Raw genomic sequence first — 17,779 nt, 5'->3', positions numbered from 1 at the left:
TCTTCGGTGTCTCCCGTCGTCAGAAGTCGCTGATATCTTTCCATGACCCGGCATCGGCCGAGGCGAGCGTCGCGGCGATCACCCGGTTCACCTCGTGCCCGTCGCGAAAGGTCGGCCAGATGGCCTTGCCGGTTTCGATCGCGCGCAGGAAATCCCGCGCCTCGATGATGATCTGGTCCTGGTAGCCGGTGCCGTGTCCCGGCCCCTGGCAGAAGGCCGCGTAATCGGGATGGGCGGGGCCCGTCAGGATCCTGGTGAATCCGCGCGTCGCCTCGGGGCCCTCGCTGCGATAGAGCCAGAGTGCGTTCTGGTCCTCCTGATCGAAGCGGAGCGCGCCTTTCGTGCCGGAGATCTCGTAGGCATAGCCCATCTTGCGCCCCGTCGAGATGCGCGAGAAATACATCTGCCCCATCGCGCCGTTCTCGAAACGGCACATCATCTGCCCGTGATCGTCATTCGTCACCGCGCCGCCGGGGCGGGAGGCATGGACCGTCTCGTAGCTGCCGATCACCCGCGTGATCGGCCCCATCAGGGCGAGCGCCCCGTTGATCATGTGTGGCGACAGATCGCCCATCGTGCCGTTCGCCATTCCGCTCGTCCGCCAGCTTGCGGGGGTCTGCGGATCGGCGAGGAAATCCTCGGTATGCTCGCCGCGGAACCACGTCACCTCGCCGATCTCGCCATCGGCGATGAGTTGGCGCGCGAACTGGCTTGCCGGCGTGCGGATATAGTTGAAGCCCACCATATTAACCGCGCCGGAGTCTTCGGCGGCGGCGACCATCGCCGCGCTGTCGTCGAGTGAGGCGCCCAGCGGTTTTTCGCAGAACACCGGCTTGCCGAGGGCAAAGGCCGCCTCGGCGATCGCGCGATGCGTATCCTGCGGGGTGGCGATCACGATGGCATCGACCAGCGGGTCCGAGACGAGCGCCTGCCAATCGCCGGTGCTCCGCGCGAAACCGTAGGCCGCGCGATACCGTTCGGCGCTTTCGGGCGAGGCGGCGCAGACCATCTCCAGCCGGGGGCGCAGCGCCGTGTCGAAGACGGCCCCCACCGCGGACATGGCGACCGCGTGCGCCTTGCCCATGTAGCCGCCGCCGAGGATTCCGATGCCGATCTGCGTCATTCCAGCGTCCTTGCATTTCAATTTGCAACCGGTTGCAAAAGCTGTATCCTGAGCCCCGACGACCCGCAAGCGGCTTTCGCCGGCCGCCAGAAGTTTCAGGGAGGTTTGCGCCGCATGCCCGCATCCGAGAACACCGTCCGGCTGACCACGGCCCAGGCGATCATCCGCTGGCTCGTCAACCAGTATATCGAGATCGACGGAACGCGGATGCGCCTGTGCGGCGGCGGTTTCGGCATCTTCGGCCATGGCAACGTGACCTGTCTCGGCGAGGCGCTGCATAACGTGCGGGACGAGCTGCCGCTCTATCGCGGGCAGAACGAGACCAGCATGGGCTTTGCCGCCGCGGGCTATGCCAAGCAATGGCTACGCCAGCGCTTCATGTTCTGCACCGCCTCGGCCGGGCCGGGCACCGCCAACCTGCTGACGGCCGCCGGGCTCGCCCATGCCAACCGCCTGCCGATGCTCATGCTTTGCGGCGATACCTTCGTCACGCGGTTGCCGGACCCGGTGCTCCAGCAGATGGAGAACTTCTACGATCCGACCCTCGGGGTGAACGACGCCTTCAGGCCGTGCAGCCGCTACTGGGACCGCATCTGTCATCCGGCGCAGGTGATCCAGTCGCTTCCCGCCGCGATCGCTACCATGCTCGACCCGGCCGATTGCGGACCGGCCTTCATCGCGCTGCCGCAGGATGTGCAGGGCTGGACCTATGACTATCCGGCCGAGTTCTTTGCCGAGAGGGTACACCGCATCCGCCGCCAGTCGCCCGACGCGGCCGAGATCGCCGATGCCGCCGCCGCGATCCGGGCCGCCGAGCGCCCGGTGATCGTCGCGGGCGGCGGGGTGCAGTATTCGCGCGCGGTGGCGGAACTGACCGCCTTTGCCGAACGGCACCGCATCCCGGTGGTCGAGACCATCGCCGGGCGCGCGAACATGCGGGCGACGCACGAGCTGAATACAGGCCCCATCGGCGTGACCGGATCGAACAGCGCCAATGCCGTGGCGGGCAAGGCCGACGTGATCCTCGCCGTCGGAACCCGGTTGCAGGATTTCACCACCGGGTCATGGACCGCCTTTGCCGGGGATGCGCGGATCGTCTCGATCAACGCCGCGCGCCACGACGCGGGCAAGCACATGGCGCTGCCGGTCGTGGGCGATGCCAGGCTGTCGCTGGCGGCGCTGGACGCGGCGCTCGACTACACCGCGCCCGAGGCGTGGGTGCGTTTCGCGCGCGAGGAACGCCGCGACTGGGATGCCTATGTCGCGCGCAACGTCGCGCCCGGCAATCGGCCGAACTCCTACGCGCAGGCCATCGGCATCGTGAACGATCTCTGCCATCCGCGCGACCGGGTGGTGGCCGCGGCCGGCGGCCTGCCGGCCGAGGTCACGGCCAACTGGCGCACGCTCGAGACCGGAACGGTCGATGTCGAGTTCGGCTTTTCCTGCATGGGCTACGAGATCGCGGGGGCCTGGGGCGCCCGCATCGCCCAGATGGAGCGGGAGCCCGACCGCGATACCATAACCTTTTGCGGCGACGGCTCATACTTGATGCTGAACTCGGACCTCTATTCCAGCGTCCTCAGCCGCAAGAAGCTGATCGTGCTGGTTCTCGACAATGGCGGCTTTGCGGTCATCAACAAGCTGCAGAACAATACCGGCAACGAAAGCTTCAACAACCTGCTCTCCGATTGCCCGACGATCCCCGAGCCCTTCGGCGTGGATTTCGTGGCCCATGCCGCCTCGATGGGGGCCGCGGCCGAAAAGGTCGACACCCCCGCGGAACTGGCCGAGGCGTTCAAGCGCGCCAAGCGGTCGGACAAGAGCTACGTGATCGTCATGGACGTGGATGCCTACGAGGGCTGGACCACCGAAGGCCACGCCTGGTGGGAGGTGGGCACGCCAAATGTCACCGACAGCGAAAGCGTCCGCAAGGCCCACGAGGAACAGGAAGCCGGGCGCGCCGGTCAGCGGCGGGGGATCTGATGGAGCATCTGATCCGGGGCATCGAAAAGGGCCGTTTCGCGGTGTTCGGACGGGCCGGCATGGACCTGTTCGCCGATCCGCAGGGCACCAAGGCCGAGAATGCCGAGACCTTTCGCGCCGATCTGGGCGGATCCTCGGCCAATATCTGCGCCGGGCTGTGCAAGCTGGGCATGGCATCGGCGCTCGTGACCTCGGTCAGCGACGACACCGTGGGGCGGTTCTGCACCAACCGGCTGCGCCATTACGGCGTCGACACCCGATACGTGAAGGTTCTGGGCGGCGAATACCGCGTTTCGCTCGCCGTCTACGAAAGCACGATGGACGATTTCCAGCTCTGCATCTACCGCAACAACGCCGTCGATTTCCAGGTCACGCGAGACGACGTGGACCGGGTGGATTACGCGGATTTCGGCGCCCTGATCACCGCCGGGACCGTCTTTGCCGCCGAGCCGTCGCGCGGCTCGACCTTCCGCGCGTTCGAGAACGCCCGCAAGGCCGGCATCCCGGTGATCTTCGACATAGACTATCGCCCCTATAGCTGGCCCTCGGCACAGGTCGCGTCCGAGACGCTGACCCGCGCCGGCGAAGAGAGCGACATGATCGTCGGCAACGACGAGGAGTTCGGCTTCATGGCGGGCGGCATCGACAAGGGGCTCGAAAAGGCGCGTGCGCTGGCCGCCTCGGGCAAGCTCGTGATCTACAAGATGGGCGAGGGCGGTGCGATCACCTTTGCGCGCGGCGAGGAAATCCGCACCGGCATCTATCCCGTCACGGCCGTCAAGCCCAACGGGGCGGGCGACAGCTTCATCGCGGGGCTGCTTGCCGGCATCGCCGAGCGCCGGCCCCTGCGCGAGGCGGTGCTGCGCGGCTCGGCCTGCGCCTCGATCGTCGTCAGCCAGCCGGGCTGCGCCCCGGCGATGCCCGACGCGCGACAGCTCGACGATTTCCTGGCCGACCATCCCGGCCCCACAGAACCCTGAAAGGAGAGGCCGATGCATATCGCGCCCCATGACAATGCCAACATGCCCATCGTCGACGCGGATCACGACCTCGTCCCGCTGAATTACTTCAACATCGTCAAGCTGAAAGAGGGCGAGAGCTTCGACTACTCCGTGGCGGGCTACGAGACCTGCGTCGTTCCGGCCACCGGAACCGTGAATGTCGAGGTGGACGGGACCGCCTTTGACGGGATCGGCCAGCGGACCGAGAACGTCTGGGATGGCGAGCCCGAAGGCGTCTATGTCCCCTCCGGCGCCAGCGTCCGCATCACCTGCACCACGGACGCCACCGAAACCTTTGTCGCCGGGGCGCGCTACGACACCAAACTCGCGCCTTTCGCGGTCCGGGCCGCCGATCTGGACGTGGTACAATACGGGTCCGACGACACCAAGACCCATCGCAAGATCAAGCATATCCTGGGCGCCGGGCATCACGACCGGGTCGGCCGCCTGCTGGTGTCCGAGCTTTACACGGTGGGGCAGGGCGGCTGGTCCGGCTTTCCGTCGCACAAGCACGACACCGACCGCCGCGACGAGACGGGCGAACTGATCGAGACCCGCCACGACGAGACCTACAATTTCCGGTTCCGTCCCGATTACGGCTCGGGCCTTCAGATGCTGCAGCGCAAAGTGAACGAGCCCGGCGCCGCCTATCACATCATGAACGGCTCGACGGTGCTGATCGACAAGGGCTATCACCCCTGCGCCGTGCTGCCGGGCTACGAGATGTATTACTTCACCATCCTTGGCGGCCTCAGCCAGCGCAGCCTCAAGCAGTATTTCCAGCCGACCCACGCGGAGCAGCTCCATACCATTCCCGGCATCATGGACATGGTGGCCAAGTTCAAATGAGCCTCGTCACCCTGTCGCAGGTCCTGCAACCCGCGCTGCGCGACGGCTATGCCGTGGCGGGGCTCGTCACCCTCGGGTGGGAGGACATGCGCGCCTATGTCGCCGCCGCCGAGGCCGAGGATTGCCCGGTGATCCTGCAGGCCGGGCCCTCCTGCCGCGAACATACGCCGCTGCCGGTGCTGGGCGCGATGTTCCGCCACCTCGCCGAAACCGCGTCCGTTCCAGTCGTCGCCCATCTCGATCACGGCTACACGACCGAAGAGTGCCGCATCGCAATCGACAGCGGCTTTACCTCGGTGATGTATGACGGCTCGCGCAAACCGCTGGCCCGCAACATCGACGAAACCGCGGCCATCGTCGACATGGCCCACGCCGCGGGCGTCTCCTGCGAGGGCGAGATCGGGTTCGTGGGCTATTCCGGCGGCGAAATCTCGGCCGGAACCGACCCCGACGAGGCCGCGCGCTTTGCGCGGGATACGGGCGTCGACGCGATGGCGATCTCGGTGGGCAACGTCCATCTGCAACAGGACAGGCAAGGCGGTCTGGACGAGGAGCGCATCCGCGCCATCGAGGCGGTCACGCAGGTTCCGCTGGTCATTCATGGCGGCTCGGGCGTGCCGGTCGCACAGCGGCGCGCGCTGGCGCATGGCTCGGCGATCTGCAAGTTCAACATCGGCACCGAGCTGCGCATGGCCTTCGGGCGGGCGCTGCGCGCGGCGGTGGAGCGCGACCCGGACAGGTTCGACCGCGTGCAGATCCTGCGCGAAACCCATGAACCGCTGGTCGCCGCCACCCGAACGGTCCTGAGCGCGCTGAAACGGGGCTGAGCAGGGCTCCGCTCCTAGTTTCGAAACAGCCGGAACGCGCTCGCCGCCGCGTCCCAGAGGTCGAAGGCGCGGGCGTAGATGTGTTCGCGGGCGGTGAAGGGTCTGTCGCGCCGGCCCGCGATATCCGCCTCGAGCGTATCCAGAAGGCGCGCGAGGCGGCGGCGGTGGATGCCGGCCAGGCTTTGCACCGGGTCGGCGACGATGCCCGCAAAGGCTGCAAAGACCGATCCCGCCATGACCGAGGCCGCGACCGTCGCGCCGATCAGCCAGGGCGACGCGCCTATGCCGAAAATCCCGTACCACGCGCCGCCCAGCGTCTCGCCCAAGGGGAAAGACGCGATGGCGGTGCTGCGGGCCAGTGCATCGGCCACGCCCGGCGCCATCGAGATCATGCCCGGCGTCAGCGCCTGGAACACGAGCGCGCCCACGACCAGCACGCAGGCCGTCACCGTGATCTCGGCCACGGCCGAGCGGGTGCCCGCGTATTCCCCGACCGCCCCCTCGATCCTCTGCGCGAGGCCATGGGCCGCGTCGGGGCTGGCGCAATCGCGGAACGCCGCGCGCAACTGCGGCGCCTCCAGCACGGCGCGGGCCAGCGTATCCGGGTCGCCCGGATCGACCACGCCCGCGGGCGCGAGATCGAGAAGCTCGGCGGCAAGCAGGATCTCGACCCGGCGCGAAACCGCGGTCGGCAGCAGGATCCGCCGTCGCGACAGCCACTCCGCCCAGCGGACCCAACCGACCCGACGGAAAAGCGCCGCGCCGACCCGGCTCAGAACAAGCACGGGCGACAGCACGACATTGCAAGGCGCGCGCAGGATATCCCGACCGAAGGCCGCGCGATGCAGCCGCAGCGTCCCCGGCCATGTGAAATGCCGCGCGACAAAGCCATCGATCCGCGCCCGGCAGGCGTCGAGATACGCGCGCGCGACAGGATCGCCGGACGGCGGCAGATCGACACGCGATGACGGTGGAACCGGGGCGATGGGGGGCTCTCCTGTGGCGGCGAACGGGCCTCGGTCTGAGATATGTACGCAAGGCCCGTCTGGCGAGGGGCCGCGCGCCCCTTGGGCGTCATGCCGCCGTCGTCACTCCTGCTTTGCCCGCCTCTGCGACAGGATCAGCTTGCGGGCGATCTCGGCCATTGTGCCGGCGACAAGGCCGATCAGCGGGTTCGCGATCAGCGTCATGGCCGCCGTGACCGCGATGACGGGCCGGCAGGAGGGGCGGGCGTCGATGAGGCGGCGGCTGGCCCCGAGCTCGATCGCGGCAATCAGCAAGAGCGCGCCCAGCGTGGCTGCGGGGATCGCCTGCAGGGCCGGGCCGCGGATCTCGTGCGGCAGGAAGGCCAGCGCCATCAGCACCGCGCCGAGCATGATCGGGGCGCCTCCGGTCCGGGCGCCGAAGCGGTGATGCGCGGCCAGCCCGCCCGCGCCGTGACACATGGGCAGCGCGCCCAGCGGCGCGAGCAGCAGGTTCGCCGCCCCCGAGGTCAGGCACAACCGGCGGGGCGTCACCGTCGCGGCGCGCGCGCCGAAACTGTCGCCCGCGACCAGCACCGTCAGAAAGACCGCGTTCGTCACCGTCAGCGCCAGTTGCGGCAGCGCGAGGTCGAACAGCGCGACCCGTAGATCGTCCGCGACGGGCAGGGCGGGCGGCCATGTGCCGGCATGGGGAGCGGCCTCCGGGGCAAGGCCCGGATGGCCCGCGATCCAGCCCAGCGCCGCACCGCATAGCAACGCGGCGAGGGCGGCATGGGTGCCCCGCCGCAGCGCCGCCGCCGCCACGGCAAGCGATACCGCCGCGATGAGCGGCTGCCCGGCCATCAGCGTCAGCGCCAGCCAGCCGAGCGCCACCCCGAGGCCCAGTTGCAGGCCCGACATGACCGATTGCGGCACCAGCCGCGCGATCCGGTCGATGACCCCGCTGCTGCCCAGAACGACGAGGATCAGCCCGATGGCGACCCCCGCCATGGCCATCGCGCCGGGCGTCACCCCTCCGACGAGGGCGACGGCCGCGATGGCCTTCATCGGCTGGACGGGGACGGGCAAGCGGTAGATCAGCCCCGACGCGATATAGACCAGCCCGAACCCCATGAGCACGGTCTGTGCCGACAGCCCGACCAGCGCGATGGCCCCGAGGGTCAGCGGCAGCAGCGTTCCGATATCGCCCAGCGCGCCGTTGAAATCGCGCAGGTCGAAACGAAAGGCGGGATCGGTGCGGTCGGTCATCGTTCTGTCGCGGTCCGGGTCGACACTGCGGCGGCCTCGCATTGCATTCGCCGCCACGGGCCATACCATGATGCGTCAAGCGACACGCAGGAGATAGGGACCATGAAACTCAGCGCACGCAACAAGCTCGCCGGTACCGTCAAGGCCATCGACAAGGGCGCGGTCAACTCGACCGTGCAGATCGACCTCGGCGGCGGTGCGACCGTCACGGCGATGATCACCAATGCCTCGGTCGAGGATCTGGGGCTCGAGGTCGGCAAGACGGCCTATGCCATCGTCAAGGCGTCCGACGTCATCGTCGGCGCGGACTGAAGGTCGAGCGACGGCAGGCAAACCTTGCGCCCGCCGCGCGTCGTCTCGACCGTGACGGGGATGCCATAGACCGCGCTGAGGTTGCGCGCGGTCAGAACCGTATCGGCCGGCCCCTCGGCATGGGGCCGGCCGTCTTTCATCAAGAGCACCCTCGCATCCAGCGCAAAGGCCTGATCGGGGTCGTGGGTCGACAGGATGACGCCGCAGCCCGCCGCGCCCGTGTCGCGCGTCAGCCCCGCGATCTGGGCCAGCACCTGCGCGCGGTTGCCGAAATCGAGGCTCGCGGTCGGCTCGTCCATGACGATCAGCGCGGCCTCCTGCACCAGCGCGCGGGCGATCAGCACGAGCTGGCGCTGCCCCCCCGACAGGCGGGAATAGTCGCGATGCGCAAGGTCCGCGATGCCCAGCCGCGCCATGGCGTGACGCGCGGCCGCGCGGTCGCGGGCGCCGGGTTGCCCGAACAGGCCCAGCCGCGCCGTGCGGCCCATCAGCACGACGTCCAGCGCCTCGAAGGGAAAGGGCGGGGCATGGGCCTGCGGGACATAGGCGATGCGGCGCGCGATCTCGGCGCGGCGCTGTTGCGCGATCGGCTTGCCCCCCAGCATCACGCTGCCTGCCAGCGCCGGCAGCAGACCCAGGATCGTGCGGAACAGCGTGGTCTTGCCGCAGCCGTTCGGCCCCAGCAGGCACACCACGTCGCCGGGGCGCGCGACCAGCGACAGGCGGGTGCCGACGACCGTCGTGCCGTAGCCGATGGACAGGTCCCGCGCCTCGAGCATCACGACCACCCCCGCCGTCCGCGCGCCAGGAGCCATACGAAGAACGGCGCCCCGATAACGGCCGTCAGGATGCCCAGCGGCACCTCGATCTGCGCCATCGTGCGCGCCAGCGTGTCGACGACCAGCAGGTAGCCCGCGCCGATCAGCGCCGAGGCCGGCAAGAGCCGCCCGAACCCCGGCCCGACCAGCATCCGCGCGATATGCGGGATCACGAGCCCGACCCATCCCACGACACCGGCCAGCGCAGTGACGCTGGCGGTGATGAGCGTCGCGGCGACGATGACGAGAAACCGGGTGCGGGCGGCCTCGACCCCGAGCGCGCTGGCCTCCTCGTCGCCGAGGCTCAGCACGTTGATCCTCCAGCGCAAAAGCGCCAGCGGCACAAGCCCGGCCGCCACCGCGGGCAGGGCGGGCAGGATGTCGCCCGAGGTTACGGCGGCGAGCGAGCCGAGCAGCCAGAAGGTGATCGCGGGCAACTGGTCATATGGATCGGCCATGACCTTGAGCAGCGAGGTCGCGGCACCGGCCAGCGCCCCGATCACCACGCCGATCAGCACCAGCGTCAGCGTGCGGTCGGTATTGCGCACCAGTGACGCGACGAACGCCACGACCGCCACCGCCGCCATCCCGCCCGCAAAGGCCGAAAGCTGGATCGCGGCCACCGGCAGCGACAGGAATATCCCCGCCACCGCCCCGAGCCCTGCACCGGCCGAGACCCCGAGGATATCGGGCGAGACGAGCGGATTGCGAAACAGCGCCTGGTAGCTCGCCCCGGCGGCGGCCAGCGCCGCGCCCACCAGCAGCGCGGCGCCGACGCGCGGCAGGCGGATGTTCCACACCACGACCGCCGCCTGCGGATCGCCCCGGCCGACGAGCGCCGCGACCACCTCGCCGGGCGTCAGGCCATAGGGGCCGACCATGAGCGCGCCGATCGACAGGGCGGCGAGCCCCAGCGTCAGCCATCCCGCAAGCGTCGGCGCGGGGCGCGGTGCGGTCACATCGGCGGTCGTCCCTCGGCCCATTCGAGCAGCCTTTCCAGCGCGTCGTCGTCGAGATCGACGTGGTAATAGAGCTTGTAGAACGCCCGCGTGTCCTCGCGGAGGTCGCCCTCCCAACCGTCGGGATAAAGCAGCCCCGCCATCCAGATCAGCCCCATCATGCGGTTGAGCGAGGGCGGGCGGTCGATCCAGCCGAAAGGCGCCGTGGGGGACAGGTAGACCCGGCCCGCATCGACCGCATCGACGCCCTGCCAGAGCGGATCGTCGAAGACAGCGGCGTAGAAGTTCGGATCCCACGTCACGATCGTGTCGGGATCGGCGACGATCACCTGCTCCATCGAGCTTTGTACCAGCCCGCGCGTCGCGCCACCGTCATCGGCCACGTTGCGGCCGCCCGCGCGTTCGATGATCTCGGTATTGATCGACCCCTTCATCCCGGTCTCGAGCCCTTCGGGTCCGCGGGCCAGATAGACACGGGGGCGATCCTTTTCGGGGATGGCCTCGAGCATGGCGTCGATCCGGGCGAATGTGGCCTCGACATCCGCGGCCAGCGCCTCGGCCCGTTCGGGCACGCCCAGCGCGTCGCCCAGCAGGCGCAGCGCCCCGGCCGTGTTCTCGAACCGCCCGTCGATCAGCAGGTAGGGAATGCCGGTCTGGTCCTGAACGCGGTTCGCGAGATCGGTATAGGTGTCGCGGACCGAGCCGAAATCGATGATGAGATCGGGCGCGATCTCGAGCACGCGTTCGAGATTGGCCTCGCCGCCGCGGCCGGTGATGCGCCCGGTCTCGGGCAGGTCGCGGAAGGGCGCGGCGATATAGTCCCGCTCCTCCGGGCGCAGCGCGCGCGGCCAGCCGGTCAGTGCCTCGGGCTTGAGGATATAGACGAGGATCGCGGCCGGGGGGCCGGCGGCAAAGACCGTGTTGACCGTGTCGGGGATCTCGACGGTGCGACCGGCGCTGTCGGTGACGCTGCGCGCCTCGAGCGGCGCGGCCAACAGCAGCGCGAGCGTCAGAAGGACCGCGCGCATCTCAGTCCTCCCGTGGGCGCGCGCCCACGTCGAAGCCGTAATCGGCCAGCACGGACTGGCCCGCGGGCGACAGGATATAGAGCGCGAGCCGCCATGCCTCGGCCGGGGCGTCGTCCAGCACGATCAGCCCGTAATCGGCCCCGACCGCCAGGGCCGGGGGCACCTGCACGATCTGCAGGTCCGGCACCTCGTTGCGGGCCAGAACCGCGTTGGTGCAATAGGTCAGGAACAGGTCGGCCTGATCGCTGTCGAGCACCCAGGCATAGGCGTTGCGCCCCTCGGGCGGCGTCGCGCTGTCGGGGCCGCCCGTCAGTTGCAGCGCCTTGGCCTTGAGCGCCTCGGCGTGGTCGGTCTTGTCGAACAGCGCAAAGGCGTAGTCGCCCGACGGATCGGCCTTGGGCGTCGAGGTGCCGAGCCGGGTGTCCTCGTCCAGCATGGTGTCGAGCAGACTGTCGGTCGTCACCTCGAGACCGGGCCGCGCGAGCGCGCACAGCCCGTTGCGCGCGAAGAGCGCGACCGGCCCGCCCTTGCCGGCCTCGGCCAGCGTGCGGGGGTGGCGCATGTTGGCCGAGGCAAAGACATGCGCGGCCTCGCCGCCCTCGATACGCTCGCGCAGCAGCCCCGAGGGCCCGAAGGTCGTGGCAACCCCGCTGCCATGGGCCTGCGTATAGTCGCGCGCGATATCGGACATCGCGGCCTTGAGACTGCCCGCCGCGTAAAGCGACAGGTCCTGGGCATGAGCGGCGGTCATCGACAGGCCGAGACCCAGGGCGAGAACGAGATTTCGGTACATGGCATTCCTCGGAAAGGGGGTCGTCACGGGGCGGTGTCCTCGCCCGGCTTGGCGGGAGCCAGCGGGGTAAAGGCGCAGCGGTCGGGCTTCACGTCGATCAGGGGCGTGCCGTCGAGGCAGTCGAGCCCGCGCACGACCAGCGTGCCGCCCTCGATCCGCTCGAGGTGCACAATGCTCGTGCCGATAGGGTTCGGCCTGACGGGCGAGCGCAGGGCAAAGGTGCCGACGGTCCGGCCGTCGTTTTTCGGGCTTTGCCGAACGAGGTCGCGACGGCTGCGGTCGAGCCAGTAGAGCAGTTCGATCCGGTCATAGGCCTCGAGACCCTCGAGCGCGTCGTGCCAGGCGGGATCGAGCACGACGCGGCATTCCGGCCCGTCGAGCCGCCCTTGCCGCGGACAATCCTCGCGCCGCGCCCAGGGTGTCTCGATCCGCCCGATGAAGCGCAGCGCGGCATCGCCGGGCGGGTCCGTGTCTATCGCCCGCTCGCCGGGCCGCAGGTCGTCGGCGGTGCTCATTCGGGGTTCCGTAAATTATGCAGTACCATTTGTGTCGATCCCTTTTGCGGAAGACCGATTCCATCCCTGTTTGCGCGGGTTTCCCGGTAAAGGCCAGCCTTGAACTCGCTCGGGAAAGCTGCATAGCTATCGTCTGGCTGGAAATTATGCACCAAAGGGGGGCGCGTGCACGATATAGGGGATGCCCTTGGGCTTGCGGTGGCGCTGGTGCTGTCGGGCGATGCAGACCTGCTCGAGATCGTGCTGCTGTCGCTGCGCGTCAGCCTGTCGGCGACCGTCATCGCCTGCCTCGTCGGCCTGCCCATCGGGGCGCTGGTGGCCATCGGGCGGTTCCGGGGGCGCGATGTCGTGCTGATCGTGATGAACGCGCTCATGGGGCTGCCCCCGGTGGTGGTGGGGCTGCTGGTCTATCTGCACCTGTCGCGATCCGGCCCGCTGGGTTTTCTGGGCCTTCTCTATACGCCCACGGCGATGATCGTCGCCCAGACGATCCTGATCGCGCCCATCGTCGCGGCGCTGTCGCGGCAGGTGCTCGAGGATCTGCACACCGAATATGCCGAGCAGTTCCGTTCGCTCTGCCTCACGCGGCTCCAGACGATCCGGGCGCTTTTGTGGGACGCGCGCTATTCGCTTCTGACCGTCGGGCTGGCCGGGTTCGGCCGCGCCGTGGCCGAGGTGGGGGCGGTCATCATCGTCGGCGGCAATATCGACCACCTGACCCGCGTGATGACGACGGCCATCGCGCTCGAGACGTCAAAGGGCGATCTGGCGTTGGCGCTGGCGCTGGGGATCGTGCTGCTGGTGATCGCGCTGGGGGTGAATGCGGCGGTGCAATCGGTTCGCATCACGGCCGCGCGGCACGCCTATGTCTGACGCGCTGAGCCTCCCCGCCGCGGGTGCGGCGCGCCGGTCCTCCGAGGCGCCGATGCTGCCGCTGACGGTGCGCGATCTGGTACTGCGTTTCGGCGAGACGACGGTCCTCGACGGGCTCGCGCTGGATCTTGGCGCCATAGGATGCACCATGGTCATGGGCCCGAACGGGTCGGGCAAGAGCCTGCTTCTCAAGCTTCTCCACGGGTTGATCGAGCCTAGCGCGGGCCGCATCGACTGGGGCGGCCATGCCCCGCGCGAGGTCACGCGGCGGCAGGCGCTGGTGTTCCAGAAACCCGTGCTGCTGCGCCGGTCGGTCGCGGCGAACCTCGATTTCGTGCTCAAGGCGCGCGGCAAGGATGCGGGGCGGCGCGCGGCGCTGCTCGATCACGTCGGGCTCGCGCACAAGGCCGCGCAGCCTGCGCGGCTCCTGTCTGGGGGCGAGGCGCAGCGCCTCGCGCTGGCCCGTGCGCTGGCCACCGACCCCGAGGTGCTGTTTCTCGACGAGCCGACCGCCAGCCTCGACCCGGCCTCGGTGCTGGCCATCGAGCGTATCGTGTCGGACGCGCGGGCGCGCGGCGTGCGCATCGTCTTCGTCACCCATGACATGGGGCAGGCCCGGCGCATGGCCGACGACGTGGTGTTCCTGCACCGCGGCCGCGTGGCCGAGCACAGCCCCGCCCCGGATTTCTTTCCCCGACCCCGCTGCGCGGCGGCGCGGGATTACCTCGGCGGCAAGATCGTCGTCTGACCACCCAACGGAAACGGAGATATTTCCATGCTTGCAAGAACACTCGGGACGACCGCGATGGCGGTGCTGCTGGCGGGCGGGGCGCTGGCGCAGGATCAGTCGATCATCGTGCAATCCACGACCTCGACGGCCAATTCGGGCCTTTACGACTATCTCCTGCCGATCTTCGAGGACGAGACCGGCATCAAGGTCAACGTCGTGGCCGTGGGCACCGGGCAGGCCATCACCAATGCCGAGAATTGCGACGGCGACGTGCTGCTGGTCCATGCCAAGGCCGCCGAAGAGAAATTCGTCGAATCGGGCTTCGGCACCGAACGCACGGACCTGATGTACAACGACTTCGTCATCGTGGGGCCCGCCGACGACCCGGCCGGCGTCGCGGGGATGCAGGACGCGCAGCCCGCGCTGTCGCAGATCGCCGAGCAGGGCGCGCTTTTCGCCTCGCGCGGGGATGACAGCGGCACCCACAAGAAAGAGATGGCGCTTTGGGAGGATGCGGGCGTCGATCCGACCGCGGCCTCGGGCGACTGGTATCGCGAGACCGGGTCGGGCATGGGCGCGACGCTCAACGCGGGGATCGGCATGGGCGCCTATGTCATGACCGACCGCGCCACCTGGATCAGCTTCGACAACAAGCAGGATTACGAGATCCAGGTCGAGGGCGACGAGGATCTGTTCAACCAGTACGGCGTGATCCCGGTCAGCCCCGAGAAATGCCCCTCGGTCAATGCCGAGGCCGCGCAGAGCTTTGCCGATTGGCTCGTCTCCGAAGAGGGGCAGTCGGCCATCGCTGGCTTCGAGGTCGCGGGGCAGCAGCTTTTCTTCCCCAACGCGCCCGAGAATTGATAGGCTTGCCGGGGCGGCGCGATGCCGCCGCCCCGGTGCTGCCAGTGGATGACCATGACGGATACGGCCTTTCCCGACCACGAATACCTCACCGTCAAGGAACTGGCCGAGCTGTTGCGCCTCAAGGAACGCAAGGTCTATGACCTCGCCGCCTCGGGCGAGGTGCCCTGCGCGCGCGCGACCGGCAAGCTCCTGTTTCCCGCGGACGGGATTCGCGACTGGATCGCCCGGTCGCAGACCGGCGGCGGGGCCGCGCCCGAGCAGTCCGCGCCGCGCCCCGCGATCGCGCTGGGCAGCCACGATCCGCTGCTCGACTGGGCGATCAGGCAGTCGCGCTGCGGGCTCGCTACCTATTACGACGGCTCGCTCGACGGGCTCGACCGCTTCGCCCGCGGCGAGGGCGTGATGGCGGGGCTGCATGTCCGTGATGCGAGCTCGGACCGCTGGAACGTCGACGCGGCCGAGCGGGTCGCCTCGGGTCTGGATGCCGTGCTGATCGCCTTTGCCGCGCGGCGGCGCGGGCTGGTGTTCCGGCCCGGCGACCGCGCGCCCGAGGGGCTGCCCGATCTCGCCGGGCGACGCGTCGTCCCGCGCCAGCCGGAATCGGGCACCGAGACGCTCTTTCGCGAACTCGCGGCGGCCGAGGAGCTGGACCTCGGCGCGCTCATCCTCGCCGACGAGGCCCGCACCGAGGACGAGGCCGTCGAGGCCGTGCGCCGTGGCGAGGCCGATATCGCCTTCGGGCTCGAGGCGGTGGCGCGATCCTTCGGGCTCGAGTTCCGGCCGCTGGTCGAGGAACGCTTCGATCTGCTGGTCGATCGCCGCGGGTATTTCGAGCCGCCGATGCAGGCCCTGCTAGCGTTTTGCGCCACGGAGCGGTTCGCCGCGCGCGCAGCGGCCTCGGGCGGATACGATACCGGGATGCTCGGGCGGGTCGTCTGGAACGCCTGACCGGGCGGGGCTCGGTCTGGTAGGCCCGGAGGGATTCGAACCCCCAACCAAAGCGTTATGAGCGCTCTGCTCTAACCGTTGAGCTACAGGCCCCACCTGAGCCACGGGCCTAGAGCGCCCCGCCGCCACGGTCAAGCGCGCCGCCATGGTGCGACGCGGGCGTTGCAACGGCGCGCGGGTTTGGATAACCCCGCGCAAACCGTCGAAAGGGCCCCCGGACATGAGCGAGACCAAGCGCACGGGACACGGCCTGACCTATGCCGAGGCCGGTGTCGATATCGACGCGGGCAACGCGCTGGTCGACCGGATCAAACCCGCGGCACGCGCCACCGAACGCCCCGGCACCATGGCGGGACTCGGCGGGTTCGGCGCGCTGTTCGATCCGCGCGCCGCGGGCTATGCCGACCCGATCCTCGTGGCCGCGACCGACGGTGTCGGCACCAAGCTGCGCGTGGCCATCGACACCGGCCATGTCGACGGGGTCGGGGTGGATCTCGTGGCGATGTGCGTGAACGACCTCGTCTGCCAGGGGGCCGAGCCGCTGTTCTTTCTCGACTATTTCGCGACGGGCACGCTCGATACCGAGACCGCCGCGCGGGTGGTCGAGGGCATCGCGCGCGGCTGCGTCGAGGCGGGCTGCGCGCTGGTGGGCGGCGAGACGGCCGAGATGCCCGGCATGTATCGCGCGGGCGATTTCGACCTCGCGGGCTTTGCCGTGGGCGCGATGGAGCGCGGCGCCGACCTGCCGCGCGACGTGGCCGAGGGCGACGTGCTGATCGGGCTCGGCTCGTCGGGGGTCCATTCCAACGGGCTGTCGCTGGTGCGGCGCGTGGTCGAGCGGGCGGGTCTTGGATGGGACGACCCCGCGCCCTTTGCCGAAGGGCCCTTGGGCGCGGCGCTGCTGGTGCCCACGCGGCTTTACGTGCGGCCCGTGCTCGAGGCGATCGCCAAGCCCGGCCTCGTCCATGCGCTGGCCCATATCACCGGCGGCGGTCTGACCGAGAACCTGCCGCGCGTCCTGCCCGATGGCCTAGGGGCCGAGATCGACCTCGACGCCTGGGATCTGCCTGCCGTGTTCCGATGGCTGGCCGAGGCGGGCGACGTGGCGCCGTCCGAAATGCTCAAGGTGTTCAACTGCGGCATCGGCATGATCGCCGCCGTGCCCGCGTCCCGCGCCGACGAGGCCGAGGCGCTTTGGGCCGCGCATGACCTCTCGCCCTGCCGCATCGGGCGCGTGACGCAAGGGGCGGGCATCCGCTATGCCGGAACGCTGCTGTGATCGGGGTCGCGATCCTGATCTCGGGCGCCGGCTCGAACATGGTCGCGCTGGCCGAAAGCATGACGGGCGATCATCCCGCGCGCCCGGTGCTGGTGCTGTCGAACCGGCCCGATGCGGCGGGGCTGGACCGCGCGCGCGACATGGGCATCCCCACGGCCTGCGTCGATCACCGGCTCTTTGGCGGCGACCGCGCGGGGTTCGAGGCCGAGATGCTGCGCCATCTCGAGGCCGCGTCGCCAGACCTGATCTGCCTGGCCGGGTTCATGCGTATCCTCACCCCCGGCTTCGTTTCGCGATTTGAGGGGCGGATGCTCAACATCCACCCGTCGCTCCTGCCGAAATACCGCGGGCTCGACACCCATGCGCGGGCCATCGCGGCGGGCGACACCGAGGCCGGCTGCACGGTCCACGAGGTCGTGCCCGATCTCGACGCGGGGCCGGTGCTGGGCCGGATGGCCGTGCCCATCGCGCCGGACGACACGGCGCAGACCCTCGCCGCGCGGGTCCGGGCGGCCGAGCACGATTTATACCCGCAGGTTCTGCGAGGGGTGGCCGAGAGCCTTCGCGACGCCGCCTGATCTTCCATATTCCCGACGCCTCGCATATTCCGCCAGCATGAGTGCCCCATTGCCCGATACAGCCC

At 69.3% G+C, this 17,779-nt stretch carries 19 protein-coding genes and 1 tRNA gene; 11 read left to right on the top strand and 9 right to left on the bottom strand.

What is annotated here, in order from left to right; translation table 11 throughout:
* Nucleotides 1–19: 19 nt before the first annotated feature.
* Nucleotides 20–1,123, bottom strand: coding sequence for a Gfo/Idh/MocA family protein (locus E2L08_RS13465; RefSeq protein WP_206077018.1), 1,104 nt, complete (start codon nucleotides 1,121–1,123; stop codon nucleotides 20–22).
* A gap of 114 nt (nucleotides 1,124–1,237) precedes the next feature.
* Between E2L08_RS13465 and iolD the strand changes: the two genes are divergently transcribed.
* Genes iolD through E2L08_RS13445 form a run of 4 tightly spaced genes read left to right on the top strand, consistent with a single transcriptional unit; the run spans nucleotide 1,238 to nucleotide 5,783 of the window.
* A complete protein-coding gene (iolD, locus tag E2L08_RS13460; protein WP_133397608.1) occupies nucleotides 1,238–3,106 on the top strand; it encodes a 3D-(3,5/4)-trihydroxycyclohexane-1,2-dione acylhydrolase (decyclizing) in 1,869 nt (622 codons plus the stop codon).
* Nucleotides 3,106–4,086, top strand: a complete 981-nt coding sequence (gene iolC, locus E2L08_RS13455; protein ID WP_133397607.1) for a 5-dehydro-2-deoxygluconokinase — start codon at nucleotides 3,106–3,108, stop codon at nucleotides 4,084–4,086. Before iolD ends, iolC begins: the two co-directional genes overlap by 1 nt.
* Before the next feature lie 12 nt (nucleotides 4,087–4,098).
* Nucleotides 4,099–4,956, top strand: a complete 858-nt coding sequence (locus E2L08_RS13450; RefSeq protein ID WP_133397606.1) for a 5-deoxy-glucuronate isomerase — start codon at nucleotides 4,099–4,101, stop codon at nucleotides 4,954–4,956.
* Nucleotides 4,953–5,783 carry a class II fructose-bisphosphate aldolase gene (locus E2L08_RS13445; protein ID WP_133397605.1) on the top strand — a complete coding sequence of 277 codons (831 nt, stop codon included), beginning with the start codon at nucleotides 4,953–4,955 and terminating at the stop codon, nucleotides 5,781–5,783. Before E2L08_RS13450 ends, E2L08_RS13445 begins: the two co-directional genes overlap by 4 nt.
* A gap of 14 nt (nucleotides 5,784–5,797) precedes the next feature.
* Here the strand turns inward: E2L08_RS13445 and E2L08_RS13440 are convergent, their stop codons facing one another.
* Complete coding sequence (locus E2L08_RS13440) at nucleotides 5,798–6,679, bottom strand: DUF6635 family protein (protein WP_338069523.1); 882 nt, start codon at nucleotides 6,677–6,679, stop codon at nucleotides 5,798–5,800.
* 192 nt (nucleotides 6,680–6,871) lie between these two features.
* Nucleotides 6,872–8,014 carry a putative sulfate/molybdate transporter gene (locus E2L08_RS13435; RefSeq protein ID WP_133397603.1) on the bottom strand — a complete coding sequence of 381 codons (1,143 nt, stop codon included), beginning with the start codon at nucleotides 8,012–8,014 and terminating at the stop codon, nucleotides 6,872–6,874.
* Nucleotides 8,015–8,116: 102 nt separating this feature from the next.
* On the opposite strand from E2L08_RS13435, the gene E2L08_RS13430 reads away from it, so the two are divergent.
* Nucleotides 8,117–8,326 carry a TOBE domain-containing protein gene (locus E2L08_RS13430; protein WP_133397602.1) on the top strand — a complete coding sequence of 70 codons (210 nt, stop codon included), beginning with the start codon at nucleotides 8,117–8,119 and terminating at the stop codon, nucleotides 8,324–8,326.
* On the opposite strand, the gene E2L08_RS13425 is transcribed toward E2L08_RS13430, so the two are convergent.
* Genes E2L08_RS13425 through tsaA form a run of 5 tightly spaced genes read right to left on the bottom strand, consistent with a single transcriptional unit; the run spans nucleotide 8,281 to nucleotide 12,439 of the window.
* On the bottom strand, nucleotides 8,281–9,105 hold the full coding sequence (locus E2L08_RS13425) for an ABC transporter ATP-binding protein (protein ID WP_206077017.1): 825 nt from the start codon (nucleotides 9,103–9,105) through the stop codon (nucleotides 8,281–8,283). The two genes, E2L08_RS13430 and E2L08_RS13425, sit on opposite strands and share 46 nt — an antisense overlap.
* Complete coding sequence (locus tag E2L08_RS13420; RefSeq protein WP_133397601.1) at nucleotides 9,105–10,127, bottom strand: FecCD family ABC transporter permease; 1,023 nt, start codon at nucleotides 10,125–10,127, stop codon at nucleotides 9,105–9,107. The genes E2L08_RS13425 and E2L08_RS13420 overlap by 1 nt, the downstream gene beginning before the upstream one ends.
* Nucleotides 10,100–11,131 carry an iron ABC transporter substrate-binding protein gene (locus E2L08_RS13415; protein WP_133397600.1) on the bottom strand — a complete coding sequence of 344 codons (1,032 nt, stop codon included), beginning with the start codon at nucleotides 11,129–11,131 and terminating at the stop codon, nucleotides 10,100–10,102. The genes E2L08_RS13420 and E2L08_RS13415 overlap by 28 nt, the downstream gene beginning before the upstream one ends.
* A gap of 1 nt (nucleotide 11,132) precedes the next feature.
* A complete protein-coding gene (locus E2L08_RS13410) occupies nucleotides 11,133–11,924 on the bottom strand; it encodes a molybdate ABC transporter substrate-binding protein (RefSeq protein ID WP_133397640.1) in 792 nt (263 codons plus the stop codon).
* A gap of 23 nt (nucleotides 11,925–11,947) precedes the next feature.
* Nucleotides 11,948–12,439 carry a tRNA (N6-threonylcarbamoyladenosine(37)-N6)-methyltransferase TrmO gene (tsaA, locus tag E2L08_RS13405; protein WP_133397599.1) on the bottom strand — a complete coding sequence of 164 codons (492 nt, stop codon included), beginning with the start codon at nucleotides 12,437–12,439 and terminating at the stop codon, nucleotides 11,948–11,950.
* Nucleotides 12,440–12,604: 165 nt separating this feature from the next.
* Between tsaA and E2L08_RS13400 the strand changes: the two genes are divergently transcribed.
* Genes E2L08_RS13400 through E2L08_RS13385 form a run of 4 tightly spaced genes read left to right on the top strand, consistent with a single transcriptional unit; the run spans nucleotide 12,605 to nucleotide 15,857 of the window.
* Nucleotides 12,605–13,312 carry an ABC transporter permease gene (locus E2L08_RS13400; protein WP_133397598.1) on the top strand — a complete coding sequence of 236 codons (708 nt, stop codon included), beginning with the start codon at nucleotides 12,605–12,607 and terminating at the stop codon, nucleotides 13,310–13,312.
* Nucleotides 13,305–14,060, top strand: coding sequence for an ATP-binding cassette domain-containing protein (locus E2L08_RS13395; RefSeq protein ID WP_133397597.1), 756 nt, complete (start codon nucleotides 13,305–13,307; stop codon nucleotides 14,058–14,060). Before E2L08_RS13400 ends, E2L08_RS13395 begins: the two co-directional genes overlap by 8 nt.
* Before the next feature lie 27 nt (nucleotides 14,061–14,087).
* Nucleotides 14,088–14,906 (top strand): ABC transporter substrate-binding protein, encoded by an 819-nt coding sequence (locus tag E2L08_RS13390; RefSeq protein ID WP_133397596.1) that lies wholly within the window; start codon nucleotides 14,088–14,090, stop codon nucleotides 14,904–14,906.
* A gap of 48 nt (nucleotides 14,907–14,954) precedes the next feature.
* Nucleotides 14,955–15,857, top strand: coding sequence for a substrate-binding domain-containing protein (locus E2L08_RS13385; protein WP_338069522.1), 903 nt, complete (start codon nucleotides 14,955–14,957; stop codon nucleotides 15,855–15,857).
* A gap of 17 nt (nucleotides 15,858–15,874) precedes the next feature.
* On the opposite strand, the gene E2L08_RS13380 is transcribed toward E2L08_RS13385, so the two are convergent.
* Nucleotides 15,875–15,950: transfer RNA gene (locus E2L08_RS13380), tRNA-Ile, on the bottom strand.
* A 127-nt stretch (nucleotides 15,951–16,077) separates the two neighbouring features.
* Here E2L08_RS13380 and purM point away from each other — a divergent pair.
* Both purM and purN read left to right on the top strand, forming a co-directional pair.
* On the top strand, nucleotides 16,078–17,136 hold the full coding sequence (purM, locus tag E2L08_RS13375) for a phosphoribosylformylglycinamidine cyclo-ligase (RefSeq protein ID WP_133397595.1): 1,059 nt from the start codon (nucleotides 16,078–16,080) through the stop codon (nucleotides 17,134–17,136).
* Nucleotides 17,133–17,714 (top strand): phosphoribosylglycinamide formyltransferase, encoded by a 582-nt coding sequence (purN, locus tag E2L08_RS13370; protein ID WP_133397594.1) that lies wholly within the window; start codon nucleotides 17,133–17,135, stop codon nucleotides 17,712–17,714. Before purM ends, purN begins: the two co-directional genes overlap by 4 nt.
* Nucleotides 17,715–17,779: the final 65 nt, after the last annotated feature.

Source organism: Palleronia sediminis (assembly GCF_004358695.1).
Lineage (GTDB): Bacteria > Pseudomonadota > Alphaproteobacteria > Rhodobacterales > Rhodobacteraceae > Palleronia > Palleronia sediminis.
The sequence above is the reverse complement of the archived record's forward strand: the minus strand, read 5'-3'. Positions and strand labels throughout refer to the sequence as shown.